16 protein-coding genes are annotated in these 17,507 nt (G+C 71.1%); 15 read left to right on the top strand and 1 reads right to left on the bottom strand.

Features of this window, described 5'->3' with window-relative positions; genetic code table 11:
• The first annotated feature begins 150 nt into the window (after window positions 1–150).
• Entirely contained in the window at window positions 151–861 is a 711-nt protein-coding gene (locus tag GFH29_RS10010) for an HAD family phosphatase (protein WP_323368691.1), read from the top strand.
• Here GFH29_RS10010 and GFH29_RS10005 read toward each other — a convergent pair.
• A complete protein-coding gene (locus GFH29_RS10005) occupies window positions 843–1,736 on the bottom strand; it encodes a PD-(D/E)XK nuclease family protein (protein ID WP_194289599.1) in 894 nt (297 codons plus the stop codon). The genes GFH29_RS10010 and GFH29_RS10005 overlap by 19 nt on opposite strands.
• A gap of 82 nt (window positions 1,737–1,818) precedes the next feature.
• On the opposite strand from GFH29_RS10005, the gene GFH29_RS20465 reads away from it, so the two are divergent.
• The 14 genes from GFH29_RS20465 to tatA all read left to right on the top strand — a co-directional run bounded on the left by GFH29_RS20465 (window position 1,819) and on the right by tatA (window position 17,506).
• Window positions 1,819–2,985, top strand: coding sequence for a site-2 protease family protein (locus GFH29_RS20465; RefSeq protein ID WP_194289589.1), 1,167 nt, complete (start codon window positions 1,819–1,821; stop codon window positions 2,983–2,985).
• A gap of 149 nt (window positions 2,986–3,134) precedes the next feature.
• A complete protein-coding gene (locus tag GFH29_RS10000) occupies window positions 3,135–4,034 on the top strand; it encodes a tRNA (adenine-N1)-methyltransferase (protein WP_153325727.1) in 900 nt (299 codons plus the stop codon).
• Window positions 4,035–4,258: 224 nt separating this feature from the next.
• Window positions 4,259–6,001 carry a proteasome ATPase gene (arc, locus tag GFH29_RS09995; protein WP_153325726.1) on the top strand — a complete coding sequence of 581 codons (1,743 nt, stop codon included), beginning with the start codon at window positions 4,259–4,261 and terminating at the stop codon, window positions 5,999–6,001.
• 315 nt (window positions 6,002–6,316) lie between these two features.
• Window positions 6,317–7,699 (top strand): glutamate decarboxylase, encoded by a 1,383-nt coding sequence (locus GFH29_RS09990; protein WP_153323266.1) that lies wholly within the window; start codon window positions 6,317–6,319, stop codon window positions 7,697–7,699.
• Between the two features lie 205 nt (window positions 7,700–7,904).
• Window positions 7,905–9,416 (top strand): depupylase/deamidase Dop, encoded by a 1,512-nt coding sequence (dop, locus tag GFH29_RS09985; RefSeq protein WP_153323264.1) that lies wholly within the window; start codon window positions 7,905–7,907, stop codon window positions 9,414–9,416.
• Between the two features lie 170 nt (window positions 9,417–9,586).
• Window positions 9,587–9,784 (top strand): ubiquitin-like protein Pup, encoded by a 198-nt coding sequence (locus tag GFH29_RS09980; RefSeq protein WP_153323262.1) that lies wholly within the window; start codon window positions 9,587–9,589, stop codon window positions 9,782–9,784.
• A gap of 4 nt (window positions 9,785–9,788) precedes the next feature.
• Complete coding sequence (prcB, locus tag GFH29_RS09975) at window positions 9,789–10,634, top strand: proteasome subunit beta (RefSeq protein ID WP_153323260.1); 846 nt, start codon at window positions 9,789–9,791, stop codon at window positions 10,632–10,634.
• The gene (gene prcA / locus GFH29_RS09970; protein WP_153323258.1) at window positions 10,631–11,425 is read left to right on the top strand and encodes a proteasome subunit alpha; all 795 of its coding nucleotides are present in this window, start codon (window positions 10,631–10,633) and stop codon (window positions 11,423–11,425) included. Before prcB ends, prcA begins: the two co-directional genes overlap by 4 nt.
• Window positions 11,426–11,577: 152 nt before the next feature.
• A complete protein-coding gene (locus GFH29_RS09965) occupies window positions 11,578–12,576 on the top strand; it encodes a hypothetical protein (RefSeq protein ID WP_153323257.1) in 999 nt (332 codons plus the stop codon).
• A gap of 101 nt (window positions 12,577–12,677) precedes the next feature.
• Window positions 12,678–14,039 carry a Pup--protein ligase gene (gene pafA, locus GFH29_RS09960; protein WP_153323255.1) on the top strand — a complete coding sequence of 454 codons (1,362 nt, stop codon included), beginning with the start codon at window positions 12,678–12,680 and terminating at the stop codon, window positions 14,037–14,039.
• A gap of 137 nt (window positions 14,040–14,176) precedes the next feature.
• Entirely contained in the window at window positions 14,177–15,133 is a 957-nt protein-coding gene (locus GFH29_RS09955) for an FKBP-type peptidyl-prolyl cis-trans isomerase (protein WP_153323253.1), read from the top strand.
• Window positions 15,134–15,190: 57 nt separating this feature from the next.
• A complete protein-coding gene (locus GFH29_RS09950; protein ID WP_153323252.1) occupies window positions 15,191–16,198 on the top strand; it encodes a helix-turn-helix transcriptional regulator in 1,008 nt (335 codons plus the stop codon).
• Complete coding sequence (locus GFH29_RS09945; protein WP_153323251.1) at window positions 16,195–17,181, top strand: helix-turn-helix transcriptional regulator; 987 nt, start codon at window positions 16,195–16,197, stop codon at window positions 17,179–17,181. Before GFH29_RS09950 ends, GFH29_RS09945 begins: the two co-directional genes overlap by 4 nt.
• A 46-nt stretch (window positions 17,182–17,227) precedes the next feature.
• Window positions 17,228–17,506 carry a twin-arginine translocase TatA/TatE family subunit gene (gene tatA / locus GFH29_RS09940; RefSeq protein ID WP_153337228.1) on the top strand — a complete coding sequence of 93 codons (279 nt, stop codon included), beginning with the start codon at window positions 17,228–17,230 and terminating at the stop codon, window positions 17,504–17,506.
• Window position 17,507: the final 1 nt, after the last annotated feature.

Here is a 17,507-nt window from a genome sequence, read left to right as displayed (position 1 = left end):
CGACAACATTTCGGCCCCGGAATCTGTCGTTGGGGACCAAACGTCGACCCTCCGCGCCCTCGACCCCGCCCCGGGGCGCGCGCCGATCAGGTCCGCGAGCGCCCTAGAATCGTGTGTGCACCCGACGCCGCACCGCGCTCCTGGGAGGGCATTCTGAGTACCGCGTACTCGCGAGGAACAGACCGACGCACCGGCGGGGGAGACCGGCTTCCCCGAGCCGTCCTGTGGGACATGGACGGCACGATCGTCGACACCGAACCGGCCTGGGTGGCGGCGGAGACGGCGCTCGCGCACCGCCACGGGGCGGAGTGGACAGAGGCCGACGGGCTGAGCCTGGTCGGCAACAGCCTGCTCACCTCTGCGCGCTACATCCGCGAGCGGATGGGGCTCGACCTCAGCCCCGACGAGATCGTCGAGGAGCTGCTCGACGGGGTGGTGGCCAGCGTGGCCGACTCGGTGCCGTGGCGCCCCGGAGCGCGGGAGCTGTTGGAGGAGCTGCACGAGCGCGGCGTACCGTGCGCGCTCGTCACGATGTCGTACGAGCGGCTGGTCGCACCGATCCTGGCGCATCTGCCCGAGGGCACCTTCGACGTGGTGATCACCGGTGACCGGGTGACCCACGGCAAGCCGCACCCCGAGCCCTACCTCACCGCCGCCGCCGCGCTGGGCCGCGACGCCGCGGACTGCGTGGCCATCGAGGACTCCGCCACCGGCGCCACCTCGGCCGAGACCGCGGGGTGCACCGTGCTGGTGGTGCAGAACCACGTCGCCGTGCCGCCCGGGCCGCGCCGGGTGTTCCGCGACTCGTTGGCCGAGCTCACGAGCGCCGACCTCGCCGGGCTTCACTCCGAGCTGAGCTGAACCGGCTCCAGCGGCAGCAGGACCGGGTCCGTGTCCGGCAACGGCGGGGGAGTGCCGCCGAACGCCGGGCAGATCGCCTGGTGGTGGCACCAGTCGCACAGCCGGCTGCGGTGCGGGCGCCAGTCCCCGGTCTCGGCGGCCTCGCGGATCGCGCGCCACACCGCCTCGACCTTGCGCTCGGTGGCGCGCAGGTCCTCCTCGTCGGGGGCGTAGCTGATGATCTCGCCGCTGCCGAGGTAGATCAGGCGCAGCATCGCCGGGACCACCCCGCGGGTGCGCCAGATGACCAGGGCGTAGAACTTCATCTGGAACAGGGCCTTGGCCTCATAGCCCGGCCCCGGCGCCCGCCCGGTCTTGTAGTCGACCAGGCGGATCGCGCCGTCCGGCGCCACGTCGACGCGGTCGATGAACCCGCGCAGCAGCAGCCGTGAGTCCAGCAGGGCCTCGACGTAGAGCTCCCGGTCGGCCGGCTCCAGCCGGCGGGGGTCCTCGAGGGTAAAGTAGCGCTCCAGCACGGCCCGACACGACGCCAGCCACGGCGCGAGTTCGGCGCCCTCGGCGCCGAACAGGGCGCGCAGCTCCGGCTCGGCCTCGCAGAGCTCCTCCCAGGTCGGCGTCAGCAGGTCGTCGGCACGCTGCGGGGTGCGCTCGGCGGCCGGCAGGTCGAAGAGGTCCTCGAGCACCTTGTGCACCAGCGTGCCGCGCACGGCGTCCACCGACGGCGGCTCGGGCAGCCGGTCCACGGTGCGGAAGCGGTAGAGCAACGGGCAGCTCAGGAAGTCGCCCGCCCGGCTCGGGGACAGCGCGCCCAGGACCTCGACCCCGTCGACGGGGGTCGAGTGCCGGTCGGCCGGCGACACGTGCTGCTCATCCACGCCGGGAACACTAGGCGACCCCGCCGACAGTCCGGCGTGCCCGGCGGGTACCCGCCCGCCCGCCGTCGGATAGCGTCGAGGCGTGGCCGAACACCCCGACCCTACGCCCGGCAGCGCCCCGACCCGCTCCGCGTCGCGCCCCGCCGGCACGTTCAAGGTCGGCACGATCGCCGGCAGCGACGTCCTCGTCTCCTCCACCTGGTTCATCATCGCCGGGCTGATCGCGCTCGTGCTGGCCCCCGCGGTCGAGGAGGTCCAGCCCGGCCTGGGTGCGCTCAAGTACGTCGCGGGCGTCGCGTTCGCCGTCGTCCTGTACGGCTCGGTGCTGCTGCACGAGGCCTCGCACGCGGTGATGGCCAAGCACTACGGCTTCCAGGTCACCTCGATCACGCTGCACTTCCTCGGCGGGATGACCGCCATCGAGGGCGAGGCCCGCACCCCGCGCCAGGAGTTCTGGATCGCCGTCGTCGGACCGCTCACCTCGATCGCGGTGGGTGTGGCGGCGGCCGGTCTGTGGTTCGTCGTACCGGGCGGGCTGATCGGCATGGCCGTCGGCGGCCTGGCCTCGGCCAACCTGCTGGTCGGCGTCCTCAACCTGATCCCGGGACTGCCCCTGGACGGCGGCCGGGTGCTGAAGGCCGGCGTGTGGCAGGTCACCGGCAACCGGCACACCGGCAGCATCGCGGCCGGCTGGGGCGGTCGGGTCACCGCGGCCCTGGTGCTGCTGTGGCCGGTGGGCATGGAGGTCTTCCTCGGCATCGAGCCGCAGGTCGTGGACTTCATCCTCGCCTTCATCATCGGCCTCTTCCTGTGGACCGGCGCCTCCGCCTCGATCGCGACCAGCAAGGTCCGCGCCCGGCTGCCCCAGCTGCGCCCGCGGATCCTGGCCCGGCGTGCGGTGCTGGTGCCCGAGGACCTTCCGCTCGCCGAGGCGGTACGCCGCGCCCAGGACGCGCAGGCCGGTGGCGTGATCACGCTGGCCCCGAACGGCGAGCCGGCCGGGCTGGTCAACGAGGCCGCGCTCCTCGCCGTACCGCAGGAGCGGCGCCCGTGGGTGCCGGCCTCCTCGGTGGCGCGCACGCTGGAGCCCGGGCTGCGGCTCTCCGCCGACATCGACGGCGAGGAGCTGCTGGGCGCGATCAACCGGACCCCGGCCACCGAGTACCTGCTGCTCGACGCCGATGGTTCGACGTACGGCGTGCTGGTGACCGCCGACGTCGAGGCGGCGTTCCGGCGGGCCGCGCACTAAAGTGGCTGCCCGTGCCTGACGCCGAGCTCGACGCCGCCGCAAGCCCTTCCGACGACGCCCCGAGCGGCGCAGACCCCCAAGGCTCACCGGCCGGTTCCACGGCGAGCTCCGAGGTCGCGCCCGACGTCGCCCCCGAGGCCTGGTCCGGGGTGCACCGCGGCCCGCTGCGGGTCGGGGAGTGGGTGCGCCTGGTCGACCAGAAGGGACGGCGCCACAACTTCGAACTGGTGCCGGGCAAGCGGTTCTTCTCCAACCGCGGCCACCTCGAGCACGACGACCTGATCGGGCGCGAGGAGGGCTTCACCGTCACCTCCTCGGCCGGCGGGGAGTACCTCGTGTTCCGCCCGCTGCTCTCGGAGTTCGTGGTCTCGATGCCGCGCGGCGCCGCGGTGGTCTACCCCAAGGACGCCGCCCAGATCGTCGCGATGGCCGACATCTTCCCCGGCGCCCACGTGGTCGAGGCCGGCGTCGGCTCCGGGGCGCTGACCTGCTCACTGCTGCGCGCGGTCGGACCGCAGGGCAAGGTCACCTCCTACGAGCGACGCGAGGAGTTCGCCGACGTCGCGCGCCGCAACGTCACCCAGTTCTTCGGCGGCGACCACCCCGCCTGGGACCTGCGGCTCGGCGACCTGGCCGAGGCGCTGCCCGCCTCCGGCGAGCGCTGCGACCGGATCATCCTCGACATGCTCGCGCCGTGGGAGTGCCTGGACGCCGCCGCCGACGCGCTGCGCCCGGGCGGCATCGTGTGCGCCTACGTGGCGACCACCACCCAGCTCTCCCGCTTCGTCGAGACCGTCCGCCTGCACGGCGGGTTCACCGAGCCGCAGCCGTGGGAGTCGCTGGTCCGTGACTGGCACGTCGAGGGCCTCGCGGTGCGCCCGGGGCACAAGATGATCGGCCACACCGCCTTCCTGGTCACCGCCCGCCGCATGGCCCCCGGCCAGCGCCCGCCGCTGAAGAAGCGCCGTCCCGCGCCCGGCGCGTACGGCCCGGACTACACCGGCCCCCGGCCGCCCGGCGTGCCGGTCGAGGCCGCTGACGGGGAGTAGTCAGACCTCCGAAGGGCGACGTTTGGTCCCCAACGACAACAATCCGGGCCCCCGGAATGTCGTTGGGGACCAAACGTCAACCTGGCGCGCCCCGGACGTCCTGCCCCACCCGGGACCGAATCGTGACCTTCCCGGCCATTCGGCCCCTTCCGTGGCGCTGTCACGCGGGTATGGTCGCCAGCACCTAGGAGGTGGCGCAGATGACATCTGACAACCCGTTCGGCATGGACCAGGGCTACACCGGCGGACCGAGCGCGGACGATCTCGCCCGCCAGGTCCGTTACCTGGAGTCGGAGGTGAGCGACCTCCGCCGGCGACTCAGCGAGTCGCCGGGCGGTACGCGCAGCCTCGAGCTCAAACTCGCTGAGACCGAGCGCTCCCTCGCGGCGCTCAACGGTCAGAACGAGCGGCTGGCGCAGACGCTGCGCGATGCCCGCGACCAGATCCTCAAGCTCAAGGAGGAGGTCGACCGGCTGGCGCTGCCGCCGGCCACGTTCGGCACCTTCCTCGAGCGCAACGACGACGACACCGTCGACATCCTGAGCGGCGGGCGCAAGCTGCGCGTCACGGTGAGCCCGAGCATCGAGGTCGACGAGCTCGTCCCCGGCCAGGAGCTGCTGCTCAACGAGGCGCTCAACGTCGTGGAGGCGCTCGCCTACGAGAAGGTCGGCGAGGTCGTGATGTTCAAGGAGCTGCTCGCCGACGGCGAGCGGGTCCTGGTCATCGCCAACGCCGACGAGGAGCGCGTCGTACGACTCGCCGAGCCGCTGCTACGCGAGACGATCCGCGCCGGCGACAGCCTGCTGCTCGACGCCCGCGCCGGCTACGTCTACGAGAAGGTCCCCAAGTCCGAGGTCGAGGAGCTGGTCCTCGAAGAGGTCCCGGACATCGACTACGCCGCGATCGGCGGCCTCGGCAACCAGATCGAGATGATCCAGGACGCCGTCGAGCTCCCGTACCTCTACCCCGAGCTCTTCGCCGAGCACCGGCTCAAGCCGCCGAAGGGCGTGCTGCTCTACGGCCCGCCCGGCTGCGGCAAGACCCTGATCGCCAAGGCGGTCGCGAACTCGCTGGCCAAGAAGGTCGCCGCGCGCACCGGCCAGGAGGGCAAGTCCTACTTCCTCAACATCAAGGGCCCCGAGCTGCTCAACAAGTACGTCGGGGAGACCGAGCGCCACATCCGGCTGGTCTTCCAGCGGGCCCGGGAGAAGGCCAGCACCGGCACCCCGGTGATCGTGTTCTTCGACGAGATGGACTCGCTGTTCCGCACCCGCGGCACCGGGGTGTCCTCGGACGTGGAGAACACCATCGTCCCGCAGCTGCTCAGCGAGATCGACGGCGTGGAGCTGCTGGAGAACGTGCTGGTCATCGGCGCCTCCAACCGCGAGGACATGATCGACCCCGCGATCCTGCGACCGGGGCGCCTGGACGTGAAGATCAAGATCGAGCGCCCCGACGCCGAGGCGGCCCGCGACATCTTCAGCAAGTACCTCGTGCCCGACCTGCCCCTGCACGCCGAGGACCTCGCCGAGTTCGGCGGGGACCGGCAGGCCTGCGTGGACGCGATGATCCGGGCCACGGTGGAGCGGATGTACACCGAGACCGAGGAGAACCGCTTCCTCGAGGTCACCTACGCCAACGGCGACAAGGAGGTCCTGTACTTCAAGGACTTCAACTCTGGCGCGATGCTGCAGAACATCGTCGACCGGGCGAAGAAGATGGCGATCAAGGACTTCATCGACCACGGCCAGCACGGGCTGCGGGTCTCCCAGCTGCTCCAGGCCTGCGTGGATGAGTTCAAGGAGAACGAGGACCTGCCCAACACCACCAACCCCGACGACTGGGCGCGGATCTCGGGCAAGAAGGGCGAGCGGATCGTGTTCATCCGCACCCTGATCACCGGCAAGCAGGGCACCGAGCCGGGCCGGTCCATCGACACCGTCTCCAACACCGGCCAGTACCTCTAGGCACCCCTCTGGGCCAGCACCCCCGGTCCGGCAACGACCCCCGGACGGCGAGCGCTCAGGGAGCGCTCGCCGTCCGCCGCGCCAGCTGGTCCCGGGCACTGTGCCCCCGCTGCGGGGTGACTGTCGACCTGCACGGGCGCTCCCGGGGCGCGTGACTCGCGATCTCCGCGGCAGGGCCACATGGCCCTACTCGGCCCGCCGCCGCCGTGCAAGCGTCGAGTCGAGTGCTCCAGCTGACCACCGTGGTCGTGCCGCGCCCCTCACCGACCCGAGCACTTCAGGGCGCCGGCCGGCTGCACCGAAAGGACCGCCGACATGAGCGAGAAGGACATGGAGAAGCGGCTGGCCGTCAACCCGCTGTTCGCGCGTCCGGGAGAGTCCCAGGACATCCCGCAGTTCACGTTGCTCGATGACCCGATGATGCCGGAGACGGCGTACCAGTTCGTCCACGACGAGGCGATGCTCGACGGCAACGCGCGGCTGAACCTCGCCACCTTCGTCGGGACCTGGATGGACCCGATGGCCTCGAAGCTCTACGCCGAGACCTTCGACAAGAACATGATCGACAAGGACGAGTACCCCCAGACCGCCGCGATCGAGGAGCGCTGCTGGCGCATCCTGGCCGAACTCTGGAACGCGCCGGACCCGTCGAACTCGATCGGCACCTCCACCATCGGGTCCTCCGAGGCCTGCATGCTGGGCGGCCTGGCCCTCAAGCGCAGGTGGCAGCAGGCGCGCCGCGCGGCCGGCAAGTCGACCGAGCGCCCCAACCTGGTGATGAGCTCCGCAGTCCAGGTGTGCTGGTTGAAGTTCTGCAACTACTTCGACGTCGAGACCCGGACCATTCCGATCAGCGACGAGCACCGCACCATGGACGGGTTCGAGCTCGAGAAGTACGTCGACGAGAACACCATCGGCGTCGTACCGATCATGGGCGTGACCTACACCGGGATGTACGAGGAGATCAGCAAGATCTGCGACGCCCTCGACCGGATCCAGCAGGACACCGGCCTCGACATCCCGATCCATGTCGATGCCGCCTCCGGTGGGTTCATCACGCCGTTCCTGCAGCCGGACAAGCTGTGGGACTTCCGGCTCGACCGCGTGCACTCCATCAGTGTCAGCGGACACAAGTACGGCCTGGTCTACCCGGGCATCGGCTGGGTGGTGTGGAAGGACAAGGACTTCCTGCCCGAGGAGCTCATCTTCTACGTCTCCTACCTGGGCGGGAAGATGCCGACCTTCGCCCTGAACTTCTCCCGGCCCGGCGCGCAGGTCCTGCTGCAGTACTACAACTTCATCCGGCTCGGACGGAAGGGCTACACGGCCGTGCAGCAGGAGAGCCTCGACGTCGCTCAGTACCTCGCGCGGGAGATCGAGGCGATGGGCCCGTTCACGCTCTGGAACGACGCCTCCGACATCCCGGTGTTCGCCTGGGAGCTCAAGGCGGACTACACGACCACCTGGAACCTCTACGACCTCTCCGACCAGCTGCGTCAGCGGGGCTGGCTGGTGCCCGCGTACCCGTTGCCCGAGAACCTCGAGAAGCGGACGGTGCAGCGGATCGTGGTCCGCAACGGTCTGTCCCGTGACCTGGCCAGCCGCCTGCTCGACAGCCTCCGCTCGAGCGTGGAGTTCCTGGACACCCTTCCTGGCCCGCTGCCGCGTGAGCAGGAGGCTCACATGTTCCACCACTGAGGTCGAGAAGGCCGCCGGATGAGCCACCCCACCGGGGGTGGCTCATCCAACGGGCCCCGGGGGTATCGCCTCCGGGGCCCATCCCTGCCGCCTGCCAGCCGCGCCTTGCCGAGTGCCTGCTGCAAGCGGGCCCGGCGGGTGAGACGGCCCGGCGGGCGGTGCAGACGGCGCACGGCGGTCTCGGTCGGGACGTACGCTGAGGTGCATGAGCGTGCGCCGGGTGATGGGGACCGAGATCGAGTACGGCATCTCCGTGCTCGGGCAGCCGTTGGCCAACCCGATGCTGGCCTCCACGCAGGTGGTCAACGCCTACGCCTCCTCGACCCTGCGGGCCCGGCGCGCCCGGTGGGACTTCGAGGAGGAGTCCCCGCTGCGCGACGCCCGTGGCTTCGACATGTCGCGGCAGGTGGCGGACTCCACCCAGCTCACCGACGAGGACCTGGGGCTGGCCAACGTCATCCTCACCAACGGCGCCCGGCTCTACGTCGACCACGCCCACCCGGAGTACGCCGCACCGGAGGTGACCACCCCGCTGGACGTGGTGCGCTGGGAGAAGGCGGGCGAGCAGATCATGCTCGACGCCCAGCGCCGCGCCAGCCAGCTGCCCGGGGGTGCGTCGATCGCGCTGTACAAGAACAACACCGACAACAAGGGCGCGTCGTACGGCGCGCACGAGAACTTCCTGATGCGCCGCGCCACGCCGTTCGGCGACATCGTGCGCCACCTGACGCCGTTCTTCGTCAGCCGTCAGGTCGTGTGCGGGGCCGGTCGGGTCGGGATCGGCCAGGACGGGCGCGGGCACGGCTTCCAGGTCAGCCAGCGCGCGGACTTCTTCGAGGTCGAGGTCGGCCTGGAGACCACGCTGAAGCGCCCGATCATCAACACCCGCGACGAGCCGCACGCGGACCCCGACAAGTACCGGCGCCTGCACGTGATCATCGGCGACGCCAACCTCTCCGAGATCTCGACGTACCTCAAGGTCGGCACCACCTCGCTGGTGCTGGCGATGATCGAGGACGGCTTCATCACCCGCGACCTCTCCGTCGACGGGCCGGTGCGGGCGCTGCGCGCGATCTCCCACGACCCCACGCTGCGCCAGACGCTGCGGCTCAAGGACGGGCGCTCGCTCACCGGCGTCCAGCTGCAGATGGAGTACCTCGACCTGGCCAAGAAGTACGTCGAGGACCGCTTCGGCGCCGACGCCGACCGTCAGACCCTCGACGTCCTGGCGCGCTGGGAGTCCGTGCTGGACCGCCTCGAGCAGGACCCGATGCTCTGCGCGACGGAGCTGGACTGGGTGGCGAAGCTGAAGCTGCTCGAGCAGTACCGCCAGCGCGACGGCCTCGCCTGGGACGCGGCGAAGCTGCAGCTCATCGACGTGCAGTACTCCGACATCCGCCCCGAGAAGGGCCTCTACCACCGCCTGGTCGCCGGCGGGCGCATCGAGCGGCTGCTCCACGACGCCGAGATCGAGGCCGCCATGCACGAGCCGCCCACCGACACCCGCGCCTACTTCCGCGGCCGCTGCCTGGAGAAGTACGCCGAGCACGTCGCCGCCGCCTCGTGGGACTCGGTGATCTTCGACCTCCCCGGCCGCGACTCGCTCCAGCGCGTCCCCACCACCGACCCGCTGCGCGGCAGCCGGGCCCACGTGGGTGAGCTGCTCGACCGCTGTGACACCGCCACCGACCTGTTCGCGGTGCTCACCGGATCCTGAGGGTGCGCCGGGGTCGCTGCGGGGGCCAGGCGCACGTTTGGTCCCCAACGACATCGTCCGGGGCCGATCTGTTGTCGTTGGGGACCAAACGTCGACCCCTAGGCCTGCGCCGGCCCCATCCCCCCGGTCACGGTGACCCACGACACCCAGGGTGTGGATAGGGTCGCCCCATGGCACAGGAGCAGAAGCAGCCGCGGAAGTCCGCGGAGACTGACGACGCGGTCGAGGTCACCCCGGAAACCGACGTCGCCGACCGCAAGGAAGCCATCGACGACGACGTCGACGACATCCTGGACGAGATCGACGACGTGCTCGAGTCCAACGCCGAGGACTTCGTGAAGTCCTTCATCCAGAAGGGCGGCGAGTGACCGCGTGAGCGATCCGCGTCTTCCCCCCGCCTACCTGCGACCTGGCGTGTCGTCGTTCGCCGACTTCCTCGCCGGTCAGTCCCCGGACCTGCTGCCGGGCAACCGCGCGCTGCCCACTGGCCAGGGCGGCGACCTCGCCCCGCACGGCACCACCATCGTCGCGCTGACCTTCCCCGGCGGCGTCGTACTGGCCGGCGACCGGCGCGCCACGATGGGCAACATCATCGCCCAACGCGACATCGAGAAGGTGTTCGCCACCGATGAGTTCACCGCGGTCGGGATCGCCGGCACCGCCGGCATCGCCGTCGAGCTGGTGCGGCTCTTCGGTGTCGAGCTCGAGCACTACGAGAAGATCGAGGGCACCACGCTCTCGATGGACGGCAAGGCCAACCGGCTCTCCGCGCTGATCCGCGGCAACCTCGGGCTGGCCATGCAGGGCCTCGCCGTCGTCCCCCTCCTGGTCGGATACGACATACCTGCCGCGGCCGGGCGGATCTTCAGCTACGACGTGACCGGGGGCCGCTATGAGGAGACCGGGTTCCACTCCGTCGGCTCGGGCTCACTGTTCGCCCGCGGCGCGCTGAAGAAGCTCTACCGCGCCGACATGGACGAGGGGGAGGCCGTGATGACCGCCGTACAGGCGCTGTACGACGCGGCCGACGACGACTCCGCCACCGGCGGGCCCGACGTGACCCGGCGGATCTTCCCGATGGTGCACGTGATCACCAGCGAGGGCGGGCGCCGCCTGCCCGAGGCCACCGTCGCCGAGGTCGCCGACCGGATGATCGCCGCCCGCATGTCCCGTCCCGACGGCCCGCTCGCGGGCCTTCCCGGAGGTCCCACCGCATGAGCATGCCTTTCTACGTCTCCCCCGAGCAGCAGATGAAGGACCGGGCGGACTTCGCGCGCAAGGGCATCGCCCGGGGCCGTTCGGTGGTCGCGGTGCAGTACGCCGACGGGATCCTGTTCGTCTCGGAGAACCCCTCCCAGGCGCTGCACAAGGTCTCCGAGATCTACGACCGGATCGCGTTCGCGGCGGTGGGGCGCTACAACGAGTTCGAGAACCTGCGCATCGCCGGGGTGCGCCTGGCCGACATGCGCGGTTACGCCTACGACCGCCGTGACGTCACCGGGCGCGGCCTGGCCAACGCCTACGCCCAGACGCTCGGCACGATCTTCTCCAGCGGCGGTGAGAAGCCCTACGAGGTCGAGCTGTTCGTCGCCGAGATCGGCGAGACCCCGGCCGAGGACCAGCTCTACCGACTGACCTACGACGGCCAGGTCGCCGACGAGCACGGGTACGCCGTGATGGGCGGGGCCGCGGAATCGGTGGCGAGCTATCTCAAGGAGCGCTACGCCAGCGGGGCCTCCCTCGACGACGCGCTGCACCTCGCGGTCTCCGCCCTGGGCCACAACGACACCGAGGACCGGGTCATCCCCGTCGACGACCTCGAGGTCGCGCTGCTGGACCGGACCCGGTCGCAGACCCGCAAGTTCCGCCGGCTCACCCCGTCGCGCCTGGAGACGATGCTCGGCGACCGGGTGCCCTCCGAGGGCTCCGCCACCGCCGCCCCCGGCCCTCAGGGCACCGCCACCCCGCCCGGCCACCCCGACCCGCCGGTCGCCCCGCCGCTCAGCTAGCCACGTCGGGCCACGTTTGGTCCCCAACGACAGTTTTTCGACTCTGTTCGATGTCGTTGGGGACCAAACGTGCACCTCCTCGACGCCAGGCCCCATCCACAGCTACGCCAGCACTCGGTTTCGACACCCCGCTCGGGTTGCAGCATCTGGGAATGCCGCCGCCACCGACCGACCGCCCTTCTCCGCCCGACGAGGTCGTGCGCGGGCAGATGCGCCTCACCTCCTTCCGGCGGGTGAGCCACGGGCTCTACCTGCGCAAGACCGACGGCCTCGACGACGAAGCGGAGTTCCTCCGCGAGCTGCGGGCGTGGTGCCAGGTCCTGCCTCCCGGTGCGGTGTACACCCATCTGACCGCCGCACGCCTGCGGGGCTGGCAACTCCCGGCCGTGCCGGCGCAAGTACCGGTCTTCGCGGCCGTGCACGGCGCTGAACGCCGGCCCCGCCGGCCGGGGCTGATCTGCTCCCGGCTCGTCGAACCGGCCACGGCCGCGGCCCCGGTCGAGATCAGGCACGGCCTTCCCGTCGACGCCGCGGAAGAGATCCTGCTGCGCGCGGCCCGCGACCTCGGCGTACTCGACCTCGTGATCATGATCGACTCCGCGCTCGCTGCGGGCGACCTCGACCCCGAGCGCATGCTGGGCATCCTGGCGAGCGGACGTCCCGGGGTCCGCATGGCGCGCCGGGCGTACGAGCTGGCGACCGCGCTCTGTGACTCGGCCGGTGAGACGGTGCTGCGGCTCTTCCACCAGCAGATGGATGTCATGGTTGAACCACAGGTCGACCTGTACGACGCCGCCGGGACGTTCATCGGCCGCGCGGACCTCCTGGTGCCAGCCATCGGGGCCGTGCACGAGTACGACGGCGCTGTGCACCGCGAGCCCTCGCAGCACCGCAGCGACCTGCGGCGCGAACGCGGCTGGAGCGGCACCGGCTACCAGCGCCGCGGCTTCGTGCTCGACGACCTGCTGAACCATCCCCTGGTGGTGATGCACGAGCTGGACCGTGCGCTCGATCGCCCCCACGACGTACGCCGGGTCGAGCGGTGGCGCCGCCTCGTGGCCAACTCCCTGTACGACGAACAGGGACGCTCCCGCACCCTGAACCGCTGGCGGCGGGCCATGGGCTTCAACGATTGGGCACGAACAGCATGAGCTCGGCGGTTTTTGATGTCGTTGGGGACCAAACCACGACCACCCCGGCGTGCCGTGTCGCATCTCACACCCACCGCCCACCACCGCCGTAGTGTGGGCGCATGGACCGGCGGATCTTCGGGATCGAGAACGAGTACGGCGTGACGTGCACGTTCCACGGGCAGCGGCGGCTGAGCCCGGATGAGGTGGCGCGCTACTTGTTCCGCAAGGTGGTCAGCTGGGGGCGCAGCAGCAACGTCTTCCTGCGCAACGGGGCGCGTCTCTACCTCGACGTCGGCAGCCACCCGGAGTACGCCACCCCCGAGTGTGACGACATCGGGGAGCTGGTGGCCCACGACAAGGCGGGGGAGCGGGTGCTGGAGGGGCTGCTGCTCGACGCCGAGCAGCGCCTGCACGACGAGGGGATCGCCGGGGAGATCTACCTGTTCAAGAACAACACCGACTCGGCCGGCAACTCCTACGGCTGTCACGAGAACTACCTGGTCAGCCGGGCGGGGGAGTTCAACCGCCTCGCCGACGTGCTGATCCCGTTCCTGGTGACCCGCCAGATCATCGTGGGCGCCGGGAAGGTCACCCAGACCCCGCGCGGGGCGTCGTACAGCGTCAGCCAGCGCGCCGAGCACATCTGGGAGGGCGTGAGCAGCGCGACCACGCGCAGCCGTCCGATCATCAACACCCGCGACGAGCCGCACGCCGACGCCGAGAAGTACCGGCGCCTGCACGTGATCGTCGGTGACTCCAACATGAGCGAGACCACCACGATGCTGAAGGTCGCCTCCTGCGACCTGGTGCTGCGGATGATCGAGGAGGGCGTGGTGATGCGCGACCTCACGATGGAGAACCCGATCCGCGCCATCCGCGAGATCTCCCAGGACGTCACCGGGCGACGCAAGATCCGCCTCGCCAACGGCCGGGAGGCGAGCGCGCTGGAGATCCAGGGGGAGTACCTCGCCAAGGCCCGCGACTTCGTGGACCGCCGCGAGCTGGGCACCCCGGTCATCGAGCGGGCACTCGATCTGTGGGAGCGCGGGCTCAAGGCGGTGGAGTCCGACGACCTCGGCCTGGTCGACACCGAGATCGACTGGGTGATCAAGCTGAAGCTGATCGATGCCTACCGGGCCAAGCACGGGCTCCCCCTGGGCCACCCCCGCATCGCCCAGATCGACCTGACCTACCACGACATCCGCCGCAACCGCGGGCTGTACTACCTGCTCGAGAAGCGCGGCCAGGTCGCCCGGGTGACCAGCGACCTGCGCATCTTCGAGGCCAAGACAGTGCCGCCGCAGACCACCCGCGCCCGGCTGCGCGGCGAGTTCATCCGCCGCGCCCAGGAGCGGCGCCGCGACTTCACCGTCGACTGGGTGCACCTCAAGCTCAACGACCAGGCCCAGCGCACCGTGCTGTGCAAGGACCCGTTTCGCGCGTACGACGACCGCGTGCAGCGCCTCATCGACGGCATGTGAGCCCCCCGCGACCCGCCCGGCGACCACGCGGGCGACACCGGTGCCGGGTCCTCTCAGCATCGCGGTCTAGTGTTCGCCTCGCCCGATTCCCGGGCTTGGTTTCCCGAGCCCGACTCCCGAGCCGATTGGTGATCTCCGTGTCGCGACGCCTGCGCCGCCTGCCCGCACTCCTCGTCCCGCTGCTGGTCCTGCCCGCGCTCTCCGCGTGCGGCGAGGAGGACAGCGCCTCCGCCTCCGCCGACGACCTGCTCGAGTCGCTGAGCATCAAGGGCGAGCACGGCAAGGCGATCAAGGTCGGCTGGGACGGCCGCATCGAGATGGAGGAGGGCAGCGACACCACCGTGCTGTCCGAGGGCGACGGCGACAAGGTCGACGCCGGCAACGAGGTCACCGCGCACATCTGGATCGGCAACGGCTACACCGAGTCCGAGTCGTTCAGCACCTACGACGCCAAGACCCCGCAGACCCTCACCCTCAACGACAGCCTCGCCGAGGGTTTCCGCGACAGCCTGGAGGGCCAGCAGGTCGGCTCCCGCGTCGCGACCGTCGCGGTGGCGGATGAGTTCTTCGGCCAGGGCGGCAACCCGAGCCTGCAGATCGCCAACAAGGACACCATCGTGGTGATCATGGACATCCTCGACACCGCGGAGGTCCTCGAGAGGCCGCAGGGCGCGGAGCAGAAGGCCCCCGCCTGGGCGCCCGAGGTGCTCACCGACGCCGACGACGCGGTCACCGGCCTCGACTTCACCGACGCCCCGAAGCCCAACGACCGTCTGCTCGGCGCCGACCTCGTCGTCGGCGACGGCGCGAAGGTCGAGAAGGGCCAGACGATCACCGTCAACTACCTCGGTCAGGTGTACGGCGGCGACGCGCCGTTCGACGAGTCGTTCTCCAAGAGCCCCGCCTCGTTCGGCATCGGCACCGGTCAGGTCATCAAGGGCTGGGACAAGGCCCTGGTCGGCAAGACCATCGGCAGCCGGGTGCTGCTCGCGATCCCGCCGGCCTGGGGATACGGCGAGAAGGGCCAGCCCGCCGCGGGTATCAAGGGCACCGACACCCTCTACTTCGTCGTGGACATCCTCGCCGCGTCCTGAGCACAGCGCCGCGGTGCGCGAGACTGACGCTGTGAGGACACAAGGAGGGGGACCGGCGTGACGGTGGCCAAGAGTGAGCGGCTGCTCAACCTGCTGATCATGCTGCTCGTCCAGCGCCGCCCGGTGCCCAAGCAGCGGATCCGCTCGATCCTCTACGCCGACTCCACCCCCGAGGCGTTCGAGAAGATGTTCGAGCGTGACAAGGAGGAGCTGCGCAGCCTCGGCGTCCCGGTCGAGGTCGACCAGATCGACCCGCTCTTCGACGACGAGCCGGGCTACCGGATCTCACCCGACGACTTCGCGCTGCCCGAGATCGACCTGCGCCCCGACGAGGCGGCGGTCATCGGCCTGGCCACCCGGGTCTGGCAGCACGCCCGGCTGGCCGCGGCGACCAGCGACGCCGTACGCAAGCTCAGCGCCGCCGGCATCGACGTCGACACCACCGCCCTCGACATCGTCGAGCCGCGGCTGAGCGCCGACGAGCCGTCCTTCGACGTGTTCTGGGAGGCCACCCAGGAGCGCAGCGAGGTGGTCTTCGACTACGCCCGCGCGGGCGAGGAGAGCGCCACCCGGCGCCGCCTGCAGCCGTGGGGAGTGGTGCGCTACTCCGGGCGCTGGTACGTCGTGGGCTTTGACATCGACCGCGGCGCGGAGCGGGTCTTCCGGCTCTCCCGGGTGCGCGGCCAGGCCCGGCGCACCGGCAAGCCGGGCGCGTACGACGTGCCGGCGGGCACCGACGTGCGCGAGGTGGCCCGCCGCCTGGCGCCGGCGCCGTCCGCCGAGCACGCGGTGCTGCTGGTGCGCGCGGGCGCGGGGCACGCGCTGCGCCGCGGCGCGGACGCGGTGGAGAACGACGTGCCCGGACCCGACACCCGCACCCGCTGGGACCGGGTCTCGCTGACCCGCAGCCTGGGCCTGGTCGATGAGGTGCTCGGCCACGGCCCCGATGTCGTGGTCGAGGCCCCCGACGCGCTGCGGCGCTCGGTGATCGATCGCCTCGAGGCCGCCCTCGCACCATCGGGCGGCCACACCCCCGCCGCGGACGCAGCGGAGGAGAGCGCATGACCCAGGCACCGCTCGGCGCCAAGGAGCAGGTGGCCCGCCTGCTGACCCTCGTGCCCTACCTGCACGCCCGCGACGGGGTGCGCCTCGAGGACGCCGCGCGCGCCCTCGGCGTACCTCCCAAGCAGCTGCTGAAGGACCTCAAGGTCCTGCTGATGTGCGGGCTGCCCGGCGGCTATCCCGACGACCTCATCGACGTCGACCTCGACGCCCTGGAGGACCCCGAGGGCGACGGCGTGATCCGGGTGTCCAACGCCGACTACCTGGCCCGCCCGCTGCGGCTCACCCCGACCGAGGCCACCGCGGTCATCGTCGCGCTCCGTGCGCTGCGCAACGGCGCCGGCGCCGAGACCCGCGAGGTCGTCGACCGGGCGCTGGCCAAGCTCGAGGCGGCCGCCGCCGAGGGCAGCGCCGCACCCCGGATCGACCCGGGCACCGACGCCGTGGACGCCGACCAGGCGCTGCTGGCCCGCCGGCTGCAGGACGCCGCCGACCGCGGCCGGCAGGTGCGGCTGACCTACTTCGTGCCCTCGCGCGATGAGGAGTCCGACCGGGTGGTGGACCCGCGCGGCGTCGTGAGCACCCGCGGCGTGGACTACCTCGACGCCTGGTGCCACTCCGCCGAGGCGCCGCGGCTGTTCCGCCTCGACCGGATCAGCTCCGCCGACGTGCTCGACGTCGCGGTGGTCTCCGAGCCGGTCGCCCCGCGCGACCTCTCCGCCGGCTTCTTCCCGCCGTCCAGCGACGCCCTGCCGGTGACCCTGCACCTCGAGCCGGCCGCCCGCTGGATCGTGGAGTACTACCCGGTCGAGGAGGTCCGGGCGCTGGCCGACGGGGCGGCGGAGGTCGACCTGCTGGTCGCCGACCACCGCTGGCTGACCCGGCTGCTGCTGCGCCTGGCCCCGCACGCCCAGGTCGTGCGGCCCGACGGGATCGCCGAGGAGTTCCGCGGCGTCGCGCAAGACACACTGCACCTCTACCGTTGACCCGGCGTAGACTGGGTACGCCGTCTCCCAGCACCGTGAGGACACCATGATCACCCCGCTCATCGCAGGCCTCGGCACCACCGAGCTGCTCATCATCCTCGCCGTCCTGGTGCTGCTCTTCGGTGCCAGCAAGCTCCCCGAGCTCGCCCGCGGCAGCGGCCGCGCGCTGCGGATCTTCAAGGCCGAGACCAAGGGTCTGATGGACGACGACGAGGTCAAGACCCCCGAGCAGCGCGAGATCGAGGCCCGCCAGGCCCTGCTCGACCAGGAGCGTGTCGAGGCGGAGCGTCAGGCCGAGCGCCAGCGCCGCGGCGACACGGCCTGAG

The sequence above is a fragment of the Nocardioides sp. dk884 genome (genome assembly GCF_009557055.1).
In the GTDB taxonomy this organism is placed as follows: domain Bacteria; phylum Actinomycetota; class Actinomycetes; order Propionibacteriales; family Nocardioidaceae; genus Nocardioides.
This window is presented reverse-complemented; position numbering and strand designations above follow the sequence as displayed.

What these genes read in the sequence shown, in the direction of transcription:
- arc (WP_153325726.1), top strand. Translation starts at nt 4,259, where the DNA reads ATGGACCAGGGCTACACCGGCGGACCGAGCGCGGACGATCTCGCCCGC.
- GFH29_RS09990 (WP_153323266.1), top strand. Translation starts at nt 6,317, where the DNA reads ATGAGCGAGAAGGACATGGAGAAGCGGCTGGCCGTCAACCCGCTGTTC.
- dop (WP_153323264.1), top strand. Translation starts at nt 7,905, where the DNA reads ATGAGCGTGCGCCGGGTGATGGGGACCGAGATCGAGTACGGCATCTCC.
- GFH29_RS09980 (WP_153323262.1), top strand. Translation starts at nt 9,587, where the DNA reads ATGGCACAGGAGCAGAAGCAGCCGCGGAAGTCCGCGGAGACTGACGAC.
- prcA (WP_153323258.1), top strand. Translation starts at nt 10,631, where the DNA reads ATGAGCATGCCTTTCTACGTCTCCCCCGAGCAGCAGATGAAGGACCGG.
- GFH29_RS09965 (WP_153323257.1), top strand. Translation starts at nt 11,578, where the DNA reads ATGCCGCCGCCACCGACCGACCGCCCTTCTCCGCCCGACGAGGTCGTG.
- pafA (WP_153323255.1), top strand. Translation starts at nt 12,678, where the DNA reads ATGGACCGGCGGATCTTCGGGATCGAGAACGAGTACGGCGTGACGTGC.
- GFH29_RS09945 (WP_153323251.1), top strand. Translation starts at nt 16,195, where the DNA reads ATGACCCAGGCACCGCTCGGCGCCAAGGAGCAGGTGGCCCGCCTGCTG.
- tatA (WP_153337228.1), top strand. Translation starts at nt 17,228, where the DNA reads ATGATCACCCCGCTCATCGCAGGCCTCGGCACCACCGAGCTGCTCATC.